The sequence below is a fragment of the Pseudomonas sp. LPB0260 genome (assembly GCF_013388395.1).
On the sequence record NZ_CP058247.1, the window covers coordinates 5,441,084 to 5,457,147 of the forward strand.

22 protein-coding genes and 2 pseudogenes are annotated in these 16,064 nt (G+C 55.3%); 20 read left to right on the plus strand and 4 right to left on the minus strand.

Going from position 1 to position 16,064, the window contains the following annotated elements; all coding sequences use genetic code 11:
- Positions 1 to 535: 535 nt before the first annotated feature.
- From LPB260_RS24275 to LPB260_RS24300, 6 genes and pseudogenes are all read left to right on the plus strand, one after another.
- Positions 536 to 967: a hypothetical protein gene (locus LPB260_RS24275; protein ID WP_208708402.1), complete on the plus strand. Its 432-nt coding sequence runs from the start codon at positions 536 to 538 to the stop codon at positions 965 to 967.
- 513 nt (positions 968 to 1,480) lie between these two features.
- Positions 1,481 to 1,891, plus strand: coding sequence for a hypothetical protein (locus LPB260_RS24280; protein ID WP_208708404.1), 411 nt, complete (start codon positions 1,481 to 1,483; stop codon positions 1,889 to 1,891).
- A 231-nt stretch (positions 1,892 to 2,122) separates the two neighbouring features.
- A complete protein-coding gene (locus tag LPB260_RS24285) occupies positions 2,123 to 2,752 on the plus strand; it encodes a hypothetical protein (RefSeq protein WP_208708406.1) in 630 nt (209 codons plus the stop codon).
- Between the two features lie 82 nt (positions 2,753 to 2,834).
- Positions 2,835 to 3,113 (plus strand): MAPEG family protein, encoded by a 279-nt coding sequence (locus LPB260_RS24290; RefSeq protein ID WP_208708408.1) that lies wholly within the window; start codon positions 2,835 to 2,837, stop codon positions 3,111 to 3,113.
- Between the two features lie 101 nt (positions 3,114 to 3,214).
- A pseudogene (locus LPB260_RS24295) lies at positions 3,215 to 3,830 on the plus strand (hypothetical protein); the annotation flags it as partial.
- Positions 3,827 to 4,815, plus strand: a pseudogene (locus LPB260_RS24300) (tyrosine-type recombinase/integrase). The pseudogenes LPB260_RS24295 and LPB260_RS24300, both read left to right, overlap by 4 nt.
- Here the strand turns inward: LPB260_RS24300 and LPB260_RS24305 are convergent.
- Positions 4,800 to 5,435 (minus strand): hypothetical protein, encoded by a 636-nt coding sequence (locus LPB260_RS24305; protein ID WP_208708410.1) that lies wholly within the window; start codon positions 5,433 to 5,435, stop codon positions 4,800 to 4,802. The pseudogene LPB260_RS24300 and the gene LPB260_RS24305 overlap by 16 nt on opposite strands.
- A gap of 618 nt (positions 5,436 to 6,053) precedes the next feature.
- Between LPB260_RS24305 and LPB260_RS24310 the strand changes: the two genes are divergently transcribed.
- The 4 genes from LPB260_RS24310 (at position 6,054) to LPB260_RS24325 (ending at position 9,484) form a co-directional block, all read left to right on the plus strand.
- On the plus strand, positions 6,054 to 6,770 hold the full coding sequence (locus tag LPB260_RS24310; RefSeq protein ID WP_208708412.1) for an SOS response-associated peptidase: 717 nt from the start codon (positions 6,054 to 6,056) through the stop codon (positions 6,768 to 6,770).
- Positions 6,771 to 6,846: 76 nt separating this feature from the next.
- On the plus strand, positions 6,847 to 7,710 hold the full coding sequence (locus tag LPB260_RS24315; RefSeq protein ID WP_208708414.1) for a restriction endonuclease: 864 nt from the start codon (positions 6,847 to 6,849) through the stop codon (positions 7,708 to 7,710).
- 88 nt (positions 7,711 to 7,798) lie between these two features.
- Positions 7,799 to 8,854 (plus strand): DUF262 domain-containing protein, encoded by a 1,056-nt coding sequence (locus LPB260_RS24320; protein WP_208708415.1) that lies wholly within the window; start codon positions 7,799 to 7,801, stop codon positions 8,852 to 8,854.
- A 3-nt stretch (positions 8,855 to 8,857) separates the two neighbouring features.
- A complete protein-coding gene (locus LPB260_RS24325) occupies positions 8,858 to 9,484 on the plus strand; it encodes a hypothetical protein (protein WP_208708417.1) in 627 nt (208 codons plus the stop codon).
- Positions 9,485 to 9,636: 152 nt separating this feature from the next.
- Here the strand turns inward: LPB260_RS24325 and LPB260_RS24330 are convergent, their stop codons facing one another.
- The 3 genes from LPB260_RS24330 to LPB260_RS24340 are packed head-to-tail and all read right to left on the minus strand — an operon-like array spanning position 9,637 to position 10,548.
- A complete protein-coding gene (locus tag LPB260_RS24330) occupies positions 9,637 to 9,966 on the minus strand; it encodes a hypothetical protein (RefSeq protein ID WP_208708419.1) in 330 nt (109 codons plus the stop codon).
- 45 nt (positions 9,967 to 10,011) lie between these two features.
- Complete coding sequence (locus tag LPB260_RS24335; RefSeq protein WP_208708421.1) at positions 10,012 to 10,221, minus strand: hypothetical protein; 210 nt, start codon at positions 10,219 to 10,221, stop codon at positions 10,012 to 10,014.
- Between the two features lie 54 nt (positions 10,222 to 10,275).
- Complete coding sequence (locus tag LPB260_RS24340; protein ID WP_208708423.1) at positions 10,276 to 10,548, minus strand: DNA-binding protein; 273 nt, start codon at positions 10,546 to 10,548, stop codon at positions 10,276 to 10,278.
- Positions 10,549 to 10,670: 122 nt separating this feature from the next.
- Here LPB260_RS24340 and LPB260_RS24345 point away from each other — a divergent pair, with 122 nt between their 5' ends.
- The 10 genes from LPB260_RS24345 (at position 10,671) to LPB260_RS24390 (ending at position 16,012) form a co-directional block, all read left to right on the plus strand.
- Positions 10,671 to 10,943 carry a DNA-binding protein gene (locus LPB260_RS24345; protein ID WP_208708425.1) on the plus strand — a complete coding sequence of 91 codons (273 nt, stop codon included), beginning with the start codon at positions 10,671 to 10,673 and terminating at the stop codon, positions 10,941 to 10,943.
- Complete coding sequence (locus tag LPB260_RS24350) at positions 10,936 to 11,100, plus strand: Arc family DNA-binding protein (protein WP_208708427.1); 165 nt, start codon at positions 10,936 to 10,938, stop codon at positions 11,098 to 11,100. The genes LPB260_RS24345 and LPB260_RS24350 overlap by 8 nt, the downstream gene beginning before the upstream one ends.
- Before the next feature lie 39 nt (positions 11,101 to 11,139).
- Positions 11,140 to 11,472, plus strand: coding sequence for a DUF5447 family protein (locus LPB260_RS24355; protein ID WP_208708429.1), 333 nt, complete (start codon positions 11,140 to 11,142; stop codon positions 11,470 to 11,472).
- 471 nt (positions 11,473 to 11,943) lie between these two features.
- Positions 11,944 to 12,303 (plus strand): hypothetical protein, encoded by a 360-nt coding sequence (locus tag LPB260_RS24360; RefSeq protein WP_208708431.1) that lies wholly within the window; start codon positions 11,944 to 11,946, stop codon positions 12,301 to 12,303.
- Between the two features lie 15 nt (positions 12,304 to 12,318).
- A complete protein-coding gene (locus LPB260_RS24365) occupies positions 12,319 to 12,504 on the plus strand; it encodes a hypothetical protein (protein WP_208708433.1) in 186 nt (61 codons plus the stop codon).
- On the plus strand, positions 12,501 to 12,713 hold the full coding sequence (locus LPB260_RS24370) for a hypothetical protein (protein WP_208708435.1): 213 nt from the start codon (positions 12,501 to 12,503) through the stop codon (positions 12,711 to 12,713). The genes LPB260_RS24365 and LPB260_RS24370 overlap by 4 nt, the downstream gene beginning before the upstream one ends.
- Positions 12,714 to 12,727: 14 nt before the next feature.
- Positions 12,728 to 12,970, plus strand: a complete 243-nt coding sequence (locus LPB260_RS24375; protein WP_208708436.1) for a major capsid protein — start codon at positions 12,728 to 12,730, stop codon at positions 12,968 to 12,970.
- A 151-nt stretch (positions 12,971 to 13,121) separates the two neighbouring features.
- Positions 13,122 to 14,483 (plus strand): virulence factor TspB C-terminal domain-related protein, encoded by a 1,362-nt coding sequence (locus LPB260_RS29125; RefSeq protein ID WP_256625584.1) that lies wholly within the window; start codon positions 13,122 to 13,124, stop codon positions 14,481 to 14,483.
- Complete coding sequence (locus tag LPB260_RS24385; protein ID WP_208708438.1) at positions 14,483 to 14,809, plus strand: DUF2523 domain-containing protein; 327 nt, start codon at positions 14,483 to 14,485, stop codon at positions 14,807 to 14,809. The genes LPB260_RS29125 and LPB260_RS24385 overlap by 1 nt, the downstream gene beginning before the upstream one ends.
- A gap of 12 nt (positions 14,810 to 14,821) precedes the next feature.
- The gene (locus LPB260_RS24390; RefSeq protein ID WP_208708439.1) at positions 14,822 to 16,012 is read left to right on the plus strand and encodes a zonular occludens toxin domain-containing protein; all 1,191 of its coding nucleotides are present in this window, start codon (positions 14,822 to 14,824) and stop codon (positions 16,010 to 16,012) included.
- The last annotated feature ends 52 nt before the right edge of the window (positions 16,013 to 16,064 follow it).

Below are 16,064 nucleotides of genomic sequence, written 5' to 3' on the forward strand. Positions count from 1 at the left end.
GGAGTGTGTTGATTCTGGCTGTCTGCCCATCTCCGACCTCATCCAGGCAATGCTTTCCAGAGAACAGGCTGATGCTGCGGCACATCTCATGAATGGTGTTGGTCGTTTCCCTCTCTCCTGCAACCCCGATAGGCCCGCAGGGTCTGGGTTTCAGCCGGCGCGTGCCTCACCAGTACAGAGTGTTCAGAAACGCTCACCGCATAGTCGTGGCCTATATCAGAGGAGTCCTTCTGTGTGCTGAGGCCAGAGTGCTCAGATTTCATGTGGGATTTATGACTTGCAGGTAGGGTGTTGTTGGCTAGGCTTGTTCCGGTATCCGCATAGGCAGTACTGATTTGAGGATAAATAATTGTAATTTATTGGTGATGTGCCCATAGACAGTGCCAATCGTATTGGCTAATACGATTCACTGTTCAGGTTGCCGTCATAGTCAATAGATGAGGAGGTGTCACTATGGTCTAGCTTGTAAAGGCTTTAAGTGTGAAAGCTATGAACAGGAAGTTTCATTAGCAGTTCTATACGGGATGATAAACTCATGTCTATGTATACCGAAAGCTTTAAGATTGTTAATAACAGCCCTTACTCCTTGACCCTGTTGAATCAGGATAATCAAGGGGATGGGGATTGGCCTAAGTCCATACCTGCCCACTCTACAACGCCTGTCTTCAAGCAGACGGGCCGGTTAAGTATTAATCCAACTGTTACATACGGTTGTGATGGTGCAAGTCCGGCGATTTCGATAACAATGCACTTTTACCTCTGGGGGCTCGATCCGCTGTTAACGGCAAATATGTACATGTCGTTCAGTAATAATGAGCCGTTCAATAATAGCTCAATATACTTGGATAATAATTTCCATGACGGGGCCACCTCTAGCTATCCGCCGGATACCTCGTTGGAAATTAAAACCACGGGCAATGGTAGTTCTACTGGGAATGCAATATTTACGGTGGGGAGCAATAGCTAGTTTTTAAAGCATTTGCTGAGCGGTAGTGGGTGTAGCCTGTGTTGTCTGTCAGTTTTGTCAGTTGCATCCACTTCTTGCAAATAGCCCACTGAAGGAGCTAGCAAATCCGAGTTATCTATATCTAGCGATTGCTGTCCAGCTCCGCTCCGCCGTCAATACGAAGCACCTGAGCGGCTACACCCTTACCCCAGAAGGCCCATTAACAGGCCTTCAGCCTTCCTAGACCCCTGTCTAAACAGAGCTTTCAGAAAAAAGGCCGATGTAGTCACCGTGCCTAGTTCCCTTTTTTCTGACGCTAAGGCATCATCGCGCCGCACTAGTGGCATTATGCCCATCGACCTGCAGGAGTCACGGATGACCTACCGCACCTCAGATACACTTTCGAATACTTCCCCCAACACTCCCTTGATGCTTGCGCTGAGCGGAATGGCGCCTGCGTGCATTGACGATATGACTGCTTCGCTTATTAGCTCAGTCTAAGCATTTCCATCAACTAGAGGGTAGAGGTTCTACATGCTCCAACTGCTGCTTGCTGCTGCGTTTATATTTTTTGTAGTCATCGCGCCAATGGAAAAGGTCATGTTAGCTGCTGTTTCCATATTGCTTATGGTCGGAGTCGCGAAGCTCTGTGCCAAGGTGGTATCTGGATGCTCTCCGTCCTGGGGAGAGTCCTTTAATGCCGTAGCACTCTCTTGCATATTTGCTGTAGTTGCGATGCTGGGGCTGAGTGGGTTTTCGTCAGGCTCTGGTGCGTTTATGTACTCAGGTATCTCGGCACTTGCTGCGCTAGGGGTGTTCTTTTGCTCGTATGTGCTTGGTTTTAGCGTGGCTCTAGGAACAAAATTTGGGCCAAGTGTCATGATTGCGGTCATATCAACTGCGATTACGGAGGGGTTGTTTATTGTCGCTGGGCCGATTATTTAACTGTTATGTTTTAAGTGTTTTGGAGTGCGAAAGTCAGAGGCGTCTAGTGTCCGATACTTGTCGAGGTGCTAGGTGGATTCATGGTTGCGATAATAAGCTTCGTCTTTCCCCGGAGTGCTGAAGCATGGCGGCACCAAACTACAAGAGGTTGGCGAGCAGGAGTGGACTGGTCGTCAATATGTAGTACCCATGGCTTAGGTTAGTCGCTGGGTTTTGGTAAAGAGGGCTGGGATGAGTCGCGTATCTGTTTTGGTATTTTGTGTTTTGCTGCTTTGTGGTTGTGTAACGACCAATGTGTCTAAGAACTACTCACTGAAGGAGAATTCTGGGACTGGGCTTGTTGTTGGCTCCATTACCTATGATGGTTCGTATTCGGGATATGCCGTGTCGTACCGGCGGGCTCCCTCTGAGGCTTCTGGGCGTTTTCAGTCTGGTCAGTCAAATGTGGTGATTCCGTATTTTCCGGCTGGTGAATTTGAGACTATGGGGATCAACGGTAATTTGATCGCTGCTGAACTGCCTGCGGGTGACTACGTTATTGACGCCTGGAGTGTTGGCAGTGGTGCCGCCTTCGTGCGCCCAACAAGGCCATTCTCAATCTTGTTTAGCGTCATCCCAGGCAAGGCGACATACATAGGCAATTTCCACTTCACTCAACTTTCCCGCATGGGCCTAACTGTTACTGGGGCCAAGGTTGATTTTAGTGATAAGCGGGAAAGGGACTCGGATGTGTTGAAAAAGCACTATCCAAATCTATCAACTGTATCGATCGTCTCGGCGGTTGAGCCTGGCCTGCACGTTACTGAGTTGGGAGGGCTTCATCACACCACTATTTCGATAGACGTTCCGATTACATATTGATTGTTCTGTGGGGTAGGTTCTGAGTTGTGCTAGCTGTAGCGAACGTGACCCCGACTCTTGGAATAAATCTATGGTCTTGCACATGACGAACCCAACCATTCTCTACCCCATATTTGCCCTGGCGCTCTGGACCAGCCTGGTTCTGCTGCTGATTCCCATCGCGAGAATGCGGGCAGGCCAGCGACGCGAGATCGTCACCAACGACTTTAAGTACGGTGAGTCGGCCACCGTGCCGCCGCATGTGAGCATTCCCAACCGCAACTACATGAACCTGCTTGAGCTGCCGGTTCTGTTCTACGTAGTGTGCCTGCTGATCTTCGTCACCCGGGGTGCCTCGTCGCTCATGCTCACCTTCGCTTGAGCATTTGTGGCGTTGCGGGTACCTGAGGCGCGAGTGGCTGGCCTGCTGGTTGGTTAAACCTGAGCCTCGGCGCGCTTTTGCTTCTCCTTCTTCCCAGGTGCAAACAGGCCCGCGCCGCGGACAAGCTCGACTACTGGGAAAGCGTCTGGAAGCGCCGTGACAGCTTCGATGAAGGCGACCCGGAGAACTACGATCCGGCGCAAGACGTCTGGCGAGTCGAGCTGCGCTATCACCATTCGATCATCCAGCAGTTCGCCAGCGGGTCTATCGACGTCAAGACGGGGGAGACCATCGACACCCGGTCGTTTGCCGCTTTCTCGGGCCATTTGGACGGCCTATGGCGCTATGGGCCTGGCGCAGTTCAAGTTGCTGGTCCGGCCTGGCTATTTCGAGCCGATCGGGACCCTGATCCGCGATGATGTGCGGGTCGATCTGCCGGTGGACTCGTTGCTCGATCAGACCGAATACAAGCGTTACTACAAGACGAGCCGAGGCTTCTCCGGGAAGAACGTCGAGCTGTTCCTGGGAAACTTCGTCAGCCTGCTGGCAAGGGAGCGGGTGGGCGCAAAAAAGGCCTTTGAGACCCTCCAGCAATGGGACTGCTGGCCGGTGATCCGCGACCACTACGCCGCCAAGGACATGAGCGAGCACGACCTGTACAAGCACATCAAGGCGCTGCTCGAGGAGCGCAATGTCAGGTGGGGCAGGGCGGTATGACCGTTCGCAAAAACGGCAAAACATGGATGGCGGACTTCTATGAGAACGGCCGCACCGGTCGGCGAATCCGCAAGAAGGGCTTCGCGACCAAGTCAGCCGCGCAGCGTTTCGAGTCGGATTACTTCGCGGCGCTAAAGCAGACCGGCAGGCCGCTCGATGATCGCCTCTCCGATCTGGTCACCGTCTGGTATGACCTGCACGGCTGTTCGCTCAAGGATGAGAAGGCCCGGCTGTCTCGGACCATGGCAGTGGTCCAGCGCCTGGGCGACCCTCGCGTCTCCGACTTCGATGTCCTGGCTTGGGCCCGCTACCGTCAGTCACGCTTGAAAGACGCGACGCCCAGCACGGTCAACCACGAGCAGCGCTATCTGTCCGCCGTCTTCTCCGAACTGATTCGCCTGGGCGCTTGGGCGGGCAACAATCCGTTAGCCAAGGTCCGGCAGATAAAGACCGACCAGACCGAGCTGTCGTTTCTGAGCCTGGAGCAGATTCGTCAGCTGCTCGATGAGTGCCGCAGGTCGACGAACAACCACACCTATCCAGTGGCGCTGATCTGCTTGGCTACTGGCGCCAGATGGGACGAAGCGGAGAGTCTGACGCGGGGCGCGATCTTCGGGGGAAGGCGCATTTTCACCGGACCAATAACCGGCAGTCGCGCTCGGTGCCGATACCCAAGGAAGTCGAAGATGCGGTTTTCAAGGTGGCCATGCCTGGGAACGGTCGGCTGTTCATGTCCTGTCGCGCAGCATTTCGTAGCGCCTATGAACGCTGCGGCTTCGATACTCCTGGGCAACTCACTCACATCCTCCGGCACACCTTCGCCAGTCACTACATGATGGCCGTTGGTGACATCCTCAGCCTGCAGCGCATCCTCGGGCATTCTTCGATCACGATGACCATGCGCTATGCACATTTGTCGCCCGATCACTTGGAGTCGGCACTACGACTATCTCCGTTGATTCAGAGTGCTCACTGTGTTCGGTGAGTTACTGCCGCCACAGGGGGATTCCGGCTAACTTTATCGGAGTGGTATCTATAACCACTCCACAAAATTATCGGGTTTTGCCCCGGCGTATCTTCTGCAGCGGCGGTAATTAGGCCGTGTTTTACTCGCCATACGACTAACTTTTTCCCGAATGAATCGGTGCCAAATCTGGCGCCCGGCATCTTGTCGAGGCGTGGGTAGTCGGCAAGCTTTCTCATGAGATAGTCATTCAGACGGTCAAAGCTTCCGGACGCAAATTCGATGCGTACGTTGCTCAGCTTATTCTTGGAGAAAAAGAACGTTACCAGTCGAGCAGGGATGTTGTCATACGCATTGCTGATATGCGCTGAGCACAGGTAGTCATCTTGTGCGCTAATGCGTTCTGCTGGGCCCAAATTGCCATAGCATTTCAACTTGTGGCCGCGAGCCTCATTCTCGCTGATGACTGCGGCTTGGTCTCGTGCAGAGAAATAGTCAGGCGCTTCTGAATAGGTGGGGGTGCCCAAGCGAGCATGCCAGTCGGAAATCGCGTGCTGGTAATGCAGGGGAAGTGTGGGGTATAGGAGTGTTGCGGCGCCATACAACGCGACTACAACGAAGATTGGCTTTAGGAGCTTCATTGCTTTCCTTTTCAGACGTAGTACCACCCATCTTTCCTAGGCGGCTGTGGTTTTAAGAATTAGTGAATAGAAGAAGGGCGGGAGCGATAACGGTTAGAAACGCTAAGCGCTGCTTTTTCCAGGGAATCCAGAGGTATGCGATGGTCGCTAGCGATGTTGCAATATAGAGCAGTAATTTGCTTACTGTTAACGCTACTGCGTAGCAATGCACTGCACTGGCTGGCGCGGGAGGAGGGAGAAAGTAGCATTCAGCTGAGAGCCCAATGAGGGCAAGCCATCCTAGAGCCCCCAACGAGAGAGCGACCCAGCAAATGAACGTGGCGGTCGTTTTCATCGGCATCCTGCCGTATCGATAGGTGTGGGCGCGCCGTAGTCACTTTGTAGTCACTAGCGCCCACAAAAAAGGGCTTACCTTTCGGTAAACCCTTGTTTTGTTTGGTGGCTACGCAGGGACTTGAACCCCGGACCCCAGCATTATGAATCACCTGAGCGGCTACACTCTGAGCCAGGAAAGCCCATAAACCGGGGCTTTCAGCCTGCCTCGGCCCTCGTCAAAACAGAGCTTTCCAGAAAAACAGGCCGATGTAGTCACCCCCGGATTGAGCCCAAGAGGTGCCCATGTGCGGTCGATACGTCAGCCCCGATGAAGCAGCCATGGAGCGCTACTGGCACATCGGCGCGCGAAACTCCGGGCGGTGGATTCAGCGGATCTACAATGTAGCCCCGACCATGACGGTGCCCATCGTCCTGAACAACGACGACGGATCGCCCGAGGTCGTGCCCGCTCGCTGGGGGCTGATTCCGGGGTGGTGGAAGAAGCCCAGCCTGCCAACCCTGACCTTCAATGCCCGCAGTGAAGAAGCCGCCGAAAAGCCCATGTGGCGGCATAGCTACCGTACCCAGCGTTGCCTGATGCCCGCCCAGGGCTGGTACGAATGGAATGCTCACGAATCGGCACGCAGCCCGAGCGGTCGCAAGGTGAAGCAGCCGTACTACATCCATTCCCCTGATGATTCGATGCTGGCCTTCGCCGCGCTATGGTCCAGCTGGCAGGGCCCGGATGATCAGCAAGTCTTGTCTTGCGCACTGCTCACCACGGAAGCGGCGCCGTCCGTTCATGCCATCCACAACCGCATGCCCGTTGTCCTGGCCCCGGAGCAGTTCGACCTGTGGTTGTCGGCCAGTCTCTCGACTGACCAGGTTGGCCAAGTGGTGGCCCAGGCTAGGCATGACCTCATCGCCCACCCGGTCAGCACAGAGGTCAACAACACCCGTAATGACTACCCTGAATTGTTGCACGCCGTGGAGCTATCCACCGGCAATGAACCGCTCTAGTTCCAATGTTTCAGCCTTTGCGGCATTATCCGGTAACGCTAATGGCCATGTGCCAAGGAACAGGTAGGAACCAGGGATGGCACGTCGCAAGAAAACCTCGCCTTTTGAAGACCTTATCTTCATCGCCAGCCGTTTGCCCTGGTGGGTAAGCCTGCTGATCGCCTTGGCCGCAGGGCTGTACTTCCACTCTGTTGCCAATACCCTGTCGCCTACAGCGATAGACCATAAGAATTTTGGCCCTGCCATCGCCGGTCAGGTGTGGCGCAGCCTTGCTCTGTTCCTTCAATACATCATTCCCATTGCCTTTGTGCTGGGCGCCATCGGCTCCATATTCGGCCGAGCCAAGCGTCGCAAGCTGATGGAAGACGTCGCCTCCGCCACCAAGCCGGGCAAGACCCTCGACGGCATCACCTGGCAGCAGTTCGAGCAACTGGTGGGCGAAGCCTTTCGCCGGCAGGGTTTCACCGTCACCGAAACTGGCGGTAACGGCCCGGACGGTGGCATTGACCTGATCCTGCGCAAAGGCAGCGAGAAGCACCTGGTTCAGTGCAAGCAGTGGCGCTCACTCAAGGTTGGTGTTGCCGTGATTCGCGAGTTCTTTGGTGTGATGGCGGCAGAAGGGGCGGCTGGCGGTTTTGTCGTAACCTCGGGCACCTTTACTGATGAGGCCAAGACCTTTGCCAGTGGCCGCAATATTCGCCTGGTCGAAGGCGCCGAGCTCAATCGCTGGGTTGCGGCATCCCGCAGTACGCAAAACAAGCCTCCAGCAGTTACTCCAGTTCCAATAAAACCACTCCAACCTCAGCAGGCACTCGCGCCCAGTTGTCCGGTGTGTAATTCCGTCATGCGGAAACGGACTGCGAAGCGTGGCGCTAATGCGGGAAATGTGTTTTGGGGCTGTGTACAGTATCCTAAGTGTCGTGGAACGATTCCGGGTTGAGGGCTTCTGAGTGATTAATAGCCTACCTCTATAATGTTTCCGATATCGTGTGATTCAGTCCTTTGCCTAAATTTAGTGGACGACGTAAATGAAGAATTTTGATTCGCGCACTTACAGTATTAATGACTTCATTGAATGGCATGAGAATGGTCAGCTTGAATTGTCTCCTAAGTTCCAGAGGCGATCTGTGTGGACAGATACGGCCAGATCCTACCTCATGGACACAATTATTGATGGTAAGCCGATTCCTAAAGTTTTTATTCGTCAGAAAATAAACCCGCAAACCAGGAAATCTATTCGTGAAGTTGTTGATGGGCAGCAGAGATTAAGAACTATTCTGTCTTTTGTCAAGGATGGGTTTGTAATTAGTAAGCGGCACAATAAAGTATACGGTGGTCTCTATTTTAGTCAGCTGGATGGTGTTGATGACGATATCCAGTCTCAAATACTTAATTATGAGATTTCTGTCGATTTATTAGTGAATATGTCGGACCCCGATGTTCTTGATATATTCAGTCGATTGAATTCTTACTCTGTGACGCTAAACGAGCAGGAAAAAATAAACGCCAATCACTTTGGGCCATTTAAACGACTGGCTGACAATGTTGCTCATAAGAATAACGCGTTCTGGATCGATAATAAGATAGTTAGCGAGCAGAATGTTCTGCGCATGCATGATGTTCAGCTGACTGCGGATCTGCTAATCGGTATGGTTGAGGGGGTGCGCAGTAAAAAGCAAATAAGGAAATATTATGAGCAGTATGAACATGAGTTTGAATATGATACTGATGATTTAGAAGCTAGATTCCAGTCTGTAATAGATATTATTAAAGAGCTTTTTGATGATAACTTCAAGAAGAGGGAGTTTAGGCGGCCGCACGTTTTTTACTCCCTCTTTATGACTCTGTATCACATGCAGTATGGAGTTGAAAATCTTTCCTCCCCAAGGGTAGATATGAATCGTATTGGGTATGCGCGAATCTCTCAGAATCTCGAGCGCATTGATTATATTTTTGAAGAGGAGGATAAGCAGTTGTTGAGCCGAGATGAACGGCAGTTTCTTGAAGATTGTCGCCGGGCAACTACAGATACAGCGGTGCGCATCAGGAGAAGTGACTTCATAGCTGGGGTCATTGCGGGGTAGGTTATGTCGCTGGCTGATACGCTTTCCGAATTCAGAAGGGGGATTGCTCTAACTAATAGTTTTGTATCTATGGCTTATGAGCGAGACCAAAATGGGAATGATTTATTTGATGATGTAAAAAAGGATTTTGTTATTTCTTCATCCTTTCTGAAAATGTTTATATATTGGGAGTCTTTTTTGGAAGACTCTTTTGCGAAGTATCTTGCGGGCGAGTTGTCAACTGCGGGGACTCCTGCTCCTGGAATTGTTACTCCTGCAGATAAGCAGCATGCTATAAAAATTTTAGTGGGGACTCAGAAGTATGTGGACTGGGCGAATCATGAGATTGTAAGGAGGCTTGCAGGTATATATTTGGTTGATGGTAATCCACTTCTTACAAATCTATCGTCAATAGCAAGTGAGCTATCGGATTTGAGGACTATTCGGAATGCCGCTGCTCATTTGAGTAGTTCTACACAGGCGCAGTTGGATGCCTTGTCAACAAGAATACTAGGGCGCACTCAAAGAAGTACGACGGTCTCGGGTTTGGTTATGCAGTTGCATCCGGGGGACGCATCAAAAACTGTGCTCCAGTATTATCAGGATATGCTAGATATATGTGCAGACAATATTGCGGCAAATCGAGTGTGAGACTACGTTGTCTCTGTAAGTGAGTAAAGGGTTTGGTTATTGTGCTTATAGGTTGTAGTTATATTGTTTGGTTCTTTATTGTTCTTCAATGCTGCAAGGTTGAGTGCTCTCCTGAAGTGCTCGGGCATATGTCGCAGTTTTATGGGGATAAGTCACCATGTTTTCTCGCGTAGCCCTTCAATGCATTCCTTCACATCATCATCAATGACGTTCCCAGGCTTGATGCACTCTTTCATGCTCTTGCGGGTGCCGCGATTGGCTTCCCGCTCGCGCTGATCCTGCATCCTGAGGTTGGCGCGCGCACCTTCGGCCATCGGGCCTTTGCCGCCGGCCATGATCTCAGTGAAGGTTCTGCTTACGCTTTTACTGAATGCTTCCGCATAGGGGGTAACGGCTTCTGCCGCCTGGGTAGCGACGGGCTTTTCCTCATCGGCAAAAGCGGGCGCTGCCAGGATGAGTAAGGCGATAAGTGCTTGCTTCATGATGTTGCTCCGTTCCTTCGGAAATACCGCGACTCGTATGCCCGCCTAGGGTTGTGGCAAGGCTATGGTCATGCCGCCCAGCAGTGCGCCTACCGAAATCAGCCAGAGCAGGGTGCCGATCAGGCTCAGCACGCTGCCGCCGACGATGATGCCCAGGGCGATCTGCTTCCAGAGCCCCGCATATTGGTTAGGCTGATGCCGTCTGAAGGTCGGCGCCTCGCGCTCGGCCCGGATGTTTTCAAAGCTCTCTTTCACTCGATCTCTCCACCTTTCGGGCGTACCAGCGCTTAGTCACTTCCGTTGTGATTGCTATCCCGCGTTTTGACCGATCAAGTTTCGGTTGGCCTCGTCGTAGTCCGGGCTTGTTTGATCATTCTCTGGCATGACCTCGCCTGTAATCAGCCACCACCGGTAGCGTGGGAATACACGGCCGAGAATCTCGATCTCGTTGGCTCCTATCCTTGCCTTGCCTCGTTTGATGTTCTGCCAGCGGACGTATTCCGTCCCCCCGCTTTCCGCCAGCTCTTTCAAGCTCGCGCGTTCGAGAAGTTGAAGCCCTCTATCAGAAATGCCTTCGCTCATTAAAAAATGCCATGAATGTTCTATGTACACTCTGAGCCATTTGGGTACTATGTACATGTGTATCTAGTACATATTTTGCCGTGAAGGGCACAGCCATTTCGCCGGATTATAGGGGCTTTTACATGGAACAGTCTGGAGTAGTGGGGTTCAACGCACAGGGAAACGCAGAGCGCATCACCGACTTCCGTGATTCGCCTTTTTGCTCCCAGCTGGTTTTCGCCGAAATGCTCGGCATCGAAGACGTCACTCAGGACGTGGTGCGCGGGTGGGTTGAGTCGCAAGCCATCCCGACCGTGAAGATCGGCCGCCGGCGCGTGATCAACCTGCACCGCATCCGCCGCGACCTGGAGAAGGGCAAAACCATCTTTTGCGCCGGGGATTACGCCGATGAGTAGGGCAGATCAGCAATTCAAGCTGCGCATGCCGGCATCCGTTCGCGCTCAGTTGGAGCAGGCCGTCAAGCAGGCCCGCCGCTCTCTCAACGCTGAAATCGTCATCCGCCTTGAGGCGAACTTCGCCCAGGGAGAACCAAAGCAGGAGGCTTCGCTGTGATCTACGCCATTTCCGAGCGCCCAGGCGAGGGCATGACCTATGAATCAGTCCAGCTACAGCCACAAGCCGCATGCCGAGAACTGCGCCTGCTCTGTCTGCTGGTCCAAGGCCGAAATGGCCAGGTCCGATCCTTGCCCATCCACACCATGCGCCCTATGCCGCCGCGCCTCTGCGCTGCCGATTCGCGTCATCAAGATGGGCTTCGTAGCTGGCGCCTGGAAAGTCCTGCTCTCGGACTGGGCGGTGACACCGGCCTTTATCTGCGAGAAACACACGCCACCGCTCCAGCCGCCGAAGTACTGGCGCGTTGTGCAGGACAGCGGCGCCCCCATTCCATCGCTGCCGCCAGTGGATCTCTTCTATGACTTCTGAACAGATCGCCCTGCTCATCTTACTGGCGCCGGCTGCCTATATCGTCGGCCACGGCATCACCCGTTACCTGTGGCGCGAGTGGCTGGCCTGCTGGTTCGTCAAACCCGAACCTCGGCGCGCTTTTGCTTTTCCTTCTTCCCAGGTGCAAACCCGCTTTGCCCAAGGCCCGAGTGGGGCCCCACGTGTGGGGTCGAGGGCTGATAGATATCCACGGGCGCAGCCGGTGGGTATCTGTCCCAGGCAACGCGGGTTGCGCATCCATGCCCCGATCCCCAGCCCGCCCCGACGATGGAGCGGCTGACCAGCAGCCCCAGTGCTGACCCCGTAACAGCTCAACGCAAGACCCGGCTTTAACCCCCGGCAAGTCGAGATAACCCAGTAGGCCGAACTTCACAGTTCACCTGCTCGGGATCGCTCGGCCTGCTGATAGGCAAACCGCGCAATAACGCGCAACTCAACGAGGAAATACCAATGGCACGTTCAACTATGGAAGTTGCATTTCTCGGCACGCAGATGACCCAGGTCGATGACGCCAAATACGCCAAGATTTTCTATGGCGATGAACCGGACGGCAAAAGCGAGCACGGTCTTTCCATCATCGGCATGGCCATCGCCGAAGACGTGGCCGATGAAGTCTTCGCCGCCGGCGCCCAGTTCGACCCGCTGCAGAAGGTGCGTATCACCTTCGACGTAGCCCGAGGCGGGCAGAACAAGGGCAAAAATCTCGCCCTGCACATCGAAGCCGTGGACCCGCGCCCGACCACCCGCCAGACCCCGGCCAGCCCGCAACGGCCGGCCCAGCAGCCGTCGCCTGACGCGGCCAAGAGCTAAGGGGGAGGGCAGACCGTGCTGATCGTCGATCGCGTCATCTGCGACCTGTGCTTGGGCGACATGGGCCAACTGCACCACCAGCCCGCGCCCCAAGCCGATCTGCTGGCCGATCTGCGTTTGGCCCCGGCCTTCACCGTCTGCCCGGATTGCTGGGACTCCAGCGAAGTATCAAGCCCCGTGTTGATTGAGGGCGGGGCATGAATTTCCTGGCCTGTGAGGGCGACTGGTCGAAGGGCGCAGCTGGCGAACCCATCTGCACCGGCGCCTTGGTCTCCCTCACCCGCGAGGAAATGCAGGGCCTTAGCGGCTCTGCACTCACCTGGGATCAGGTAAGCGAACTGCAAGGCGAGGTCATCACCTTGTTCGCCCTGGCGTTTGGCTTCCTGGTCCTGAAAAAAGTCCTGAAATAGCGAGGTACACCACGATGAAACACCTGAAAACTCAGCTGCAGAACGTCGCGTCCGGCTTCGGCCGCCGCTCCCGTCAACTGGCTACCGGCGCTGCCGTTGGCTCCCTGGCACTGGCCGGCTCGGTGCACGCCGCCGTACCGACTGAAGCCACGGCCGCGCTCGATACCGCGGGTACCGACGTCGGCACCATCGGCTGGGCCGTGTTCGCCGTACTGATCGCCGCCATGGCCTTCAAGTACATGCGTCGCGCCCTGTAACCCGACCACACCGCACCTCACCAGTGCCGAAGCAAACCAACCCCGCTCCGGCGGGGTTTCTCTTTCAGGAGGACGCCATGGACTACCAACTGTACGTACTGCTGCTCAGCACCCTGGCGTTTTACCTCGTGTTCTTTGGGCGGGTTTGAATATGGCCGCTATTAGTCGGGTTTTATTGATTCTTGGCCTGTTGATATCGTTGTGCTGGGCTCAGGGGGTTAGTGCTGCGGATTTCTACTGGCAGCGCCCAGGCTATCCGCGCCAGGAAGCTACTCCTTCTGCTCTTTGTAATTACTACCGCACCACAATTGGACAATGCCAATACAGCGAGTGTTCTGGCGAGTTTGTCAGCAACAATACATTCAAGCTGGTTAAGCAGGCAGACACTCAGTTCAAGTGCGAATACTATTCGCAGCCGTCCAACTTTCAATACGGTTCTGTCGTTGCGGTGCGCGGTGGTGACTCGTGCCCGGCTGGCGCTAACTACAACTCCGCCACTGGTGCATGTGATCCTGCCCCTGTAGAGCCGCCACCATCGCCTGACGATTGCTCAACCAAATCCGGTCAATCTACCTCCTGGTCATTGCTGCGGCCTGATACCAACGGCCTCGGCAATATCGAATATGGCTGCTCTGATAGTTGTCGTATTTCCCTTGGCACCTCCACCTGTGCCGCTACGCCTGATGGGGCTACGCCTGGCATTTGTTATGGGACCGGCACCTTCACAGGCGCTGCTTGTTCTCCTGGCGATGAGCCCACTGGCGGTACGCCTCCAACCGATCCCAACAACCCCGACGATCCGCCGCCGCCTAATTGTGGCGACGGTTACAGCTGGTCTGGCACAACCTGCGTTCCGTCGGACGGTGGCAGTCCTGGCGACGGCGGCGACCCGTCCGACCCCTCTGATCCGTCGGACCCTGGCGATGGTGGTGATGGATCTGGAGATAGCGGTGGCGGTGGCGGTGGCGGTGGCGGTAGTGGTGGCGATGGTCCCGGTGATGGAAGCGGCGACGGATCGGGTGATGGATCGGGCGATGATGGCGGAGAAGGAGACGGCGAGGATGAAGGCGCCTGCGATCCCAAGACCGACCCGAACAAGTGCGGTGAAGCCAGCGTCGGTGGGGAAAGCTGCGAAGGGGTTCTGACCTGCTCGGGTGACATCATCCAGTGCGCCATCCTCAAGCAGCAAAAAGAGCTGCGCTGCCACGTCGAGAAGCAAGACGACTTCGCCAAGCAGAAGCCTGAAATCGAAGCGCTCCTGCAGGGTGACAAATTCAAGCTGCAGGACGGCGGCGAAATCGAACTGCCGTCCTTCATCAACCAAGGCACCCGCTTTCTGCCTTCCAGCTGCCCCGCGGCGGAAAGCTTCTCCTTGACGACTGCTGGCGGCCGTACGTTCGCCATCAGCTACGAACCCCTGTGCAATGTCGCCAGCGCGCTCAGTCCGTTGTTTCTGGTGGCTGCCAGTGTCTTTGCCGCTCTCTATGTCGGGCGCTCCGTAGGAGGTCAGTGATGCAATACCTGTTCATCGCCCAGTTGCTCATCATGATCGTCGGCCCCTTGGTAAAGATGGTCCTGCGCATCCTGGGCTTCGGCTTCGTCACCTATTTTGGCTTCAACCTGATCATTGGTCAGGCGCAGAGCTACGTATTCGCCCGCATGGGCGAAGCCGGCCCGATCATTCAACAGATTCTCGGCCTCGCCAAATTCGATGTGGTGATCAACATCTTCTTCGCCGCGATCGCCACCCGCTTCATTTTGGCGGGCATCGACAAGGCCACCGACCGCAAACGCAATCAGGTCTGGCACAAGCCGGGCGGCACCTCCATCGACGCCTAAGGGGAGCGAGCCATGCTCTACATTCGCACCGGTAAACCGGGTCACGGCAAGACCCTCAACACCATCCGCGAAGTCGACCAGAAGGCCCATAGCGAAGGCCGGGTGGTTTACTTCCACAACATCAACGGCCTCAAGCCTGAGCAGCTGCAAGCGCCCTGGTATCCCTTCGAAGATCCCGAGAAGTGGTACGAGCTACCCAATGACGCCATTGTCGTGGTGGATGAGGCCCAGGGATGGTTTGGCAGTCGTGACCCTCGTCAGCGCCCTCCAGAACACATCACCCGCTTCGAAACCATGCGTCACCAGGGCCATGAAGTGCATCTGGTCACCCAGGACCCGCGCTACCTCGATGTGCACCTGCGCCGCCTGTGCAACGGCCATGTCCACTACTGGCGGGTATTCAAATCCCAGCAACTGCTGCGCTTCGAGTCCGAAGCGGTGGTGGAAAAGGTCGAAGTGAAAACCAGCTTCAAGGATGCCGACAAGAAATCCCTGCGCCTGGATAAGCGCTACTTCACCGCCTACACGAGCAGCAACGCCAAGCACCACTTCCAGACCAAGCTACCGACCAAGTTCATCATGGCCGCGCTAGTCATCCTTGCCGCTGGCGTGCTGGTCTATCGCGCCTACGACCGCTACGCAGATGCCAAGACCGACAGCGGAACCCAGGCGGCCACCGCTACCAGCTCGGAAGCCGGGGGCGTGGTCGAACAGGTCAAGTCCACGGTGGGCGCGTTCATCACGCCGGTCGGCGCACCTGAGCAGGCCAGTCCGGAGCAAACGGTCGCTGGCTATTTGGCCAGTCGCCTGCCTCGGGTGCCCGACCTACCGTCCTCGGCTCCAGTCTATGACCACCTCACCGCTCCAGTCTCCCACCCCAGGCTCTATTGTCTGTCCAGTAGTGACCCCGAACTGGTGGCCAGAAGGCCGCCGCAGACGGTGAAGGATGGCGTGTCCTGCCAGTGCTACACGCAGCAGTCGACCAAATACCAGACCTCGTTCGACTTCTGCATCGGTGTGGCCCGGGATGGTTATTTCGATCCGACCGTTCCTGATCGCCAGCCAGCGGAAAACCCAATGCTTGCCCAGGCCGAACCGAGGCCATCAGCCCCAGTGCGCAATCCCGCTGCTGCGGCTGAGGGTAAGCCATCAGGAATCACCGTGACGCGTATTCCCTATGAGAAAGGCGAGTTCCTATGGTGACTGCTCAGCGCCTTCGCTCGGCGCTTTTGGGCGCAGGCGCGAGGGACGAGCG

Excerpts from the sequence above, each read along its gene's own strand:
- LPB260_RS24275 (WP_208708402.1), top strand. The coding sequence starts at position 536 with ATGTCTATGTATACCGAAAGCTTTAAGATTGTTAATAACAGCCCTTAC.
- LPB260_RS24280 (WP_208708404.1), top strand. The coding sequence starts at position 1,481 with ATGCTCCAACTGCTGCTTGCTGCTGCGTTTATATTTTTTGTAGTCATC.
- LPB260_RS24285 (WP_208708406.1), top strand. The coding sequence starts at position 2,123 with ATGAGTCGCGTATCTGTTTTGGTATTTTGTGTTTTGCTGCTTTGTGGT.
- LPB260_RS24290 (WP_208708408.1), top strand. The coding sequence starts at position 2,835 with ATGACGAACCCAACCATTCTCTACCCCATATTTGCCCTGGCGCTCTGG.
- LPB260_RS24305 (WP_208708410.1), bottom strand. The coding sequence starts at position 5,435 with ATGAAGCTCCTAAAGCCAATCTTCGTTGTAGTCGCGTTGTATGGCGCC.
- LPB260_RS24310 (WP_208708412.1), top strand. The coding sequence starts at position 6,054 with ATGTGCGGTCGATACGTCAGCCCCGATGAAGCAGCCATGGAGCGCTAC.
- LPB260_RS24315 (WP_208708414.1), top strand. The coding sequence starts at position 6,847 with ATGGCACGTCGCAAGAAAACCTCGCCTTTTGAAGACCTTATCTTCATC.
- LPB260_RS24320 (WP_208708415.1), top strand. The coding sequence starts at position 7,799 with ATGAAGAATTTTGATTCGCGCACTTACAGTATTAATGACTTCATTGAA.
- LPB260_RS24325 (WP_208708417.1), top strand. The coding sequence starts at position 8,858 with ATGTCGCTGGCTGATACGCTTTCCGAATTCAGAAGGGGGATTGCTCTA.
- LPB260_RS24330 (WP_208708419.1), bottom strand. The coding sequence starts at position 9,966 with ATGAAGCAAGCACTTATCGCCTTACTCATCCTGGCAGCGCCCGCTTTT.
- LPB260_RS24340 (WP_208708423.1), bottom strand. The coding sequence starts at position 10,548 with ATGAGCGAAGGCATTTCTGATAGAGGGCTTCAACTTCTCGAACGCGCG.
- LPB260_RS24345 (WP_208708425.1), top strand. The coding sequence starts at position 10,671 with ATGGAACAGTCTGGAGTAGTGGGGTTCAACGCACAGGGAAACGCAGAG.
- LPB260_RS24350 (WP_208708427.1), top strand. The coding sequence starts at position 10,936 with ATGAGTAGGGCAGATCAGCAATTCAAGCTGCGCATGCCGGCATCCGTT.
- LPB260_RS24355 (WP_208708429.1), top strand. The coding sequence starts at position 11,140 with ATGAATCAGTCCAGCTACAGCCACAAGCCGCATGCCGAGAACTGCGCC.
- LPB260_RS24360 (WP_208708431.1), top strand. The coding sequence starts at position 11,944 with ATGGCACGTTCAACTATGGAAGTTGCATTTCTCGGCACGCAGATGACC.
- LPB260_RS24370 (WP_208708435.1), top strand. The coding sequence starts at position 12,501 with ATGAATTTCCTGGCCTGTGAGGGCGACTGGTCGAAGGGCGCAGCTGGC.
- LPB260_RS24375 (WP_208708436.1), top strand. The coding sequence starts at position 12,728 with ATGAAACACCTGAAAACTCAGCTGCAGAACGTCGCGTCCGGCTTCGGC.
- LPB260_RS29125 (WP_256625584.1), top strand. The coding sequence starts at position 13,122 with ATGGCCGCTATTAGTCGGGTTTTATTGATTCTTGGCCTGTTGATATCG.
- LPB260_RS24385 (WP_208708438.1), top strand. The coding sequence starts at position 14,483 with ATGCAATACCTGTTCATCGCCCAGTTGCTCATCATGATCGTCGGCCCC.
- LPB260_RS24390 (WP_208708439.1), top strand. The coding sequence starts at position 14,822 with ATGCTCTACATTCGCACCGGTAAACCGGGTCACGGCAAGACCCTCAAC.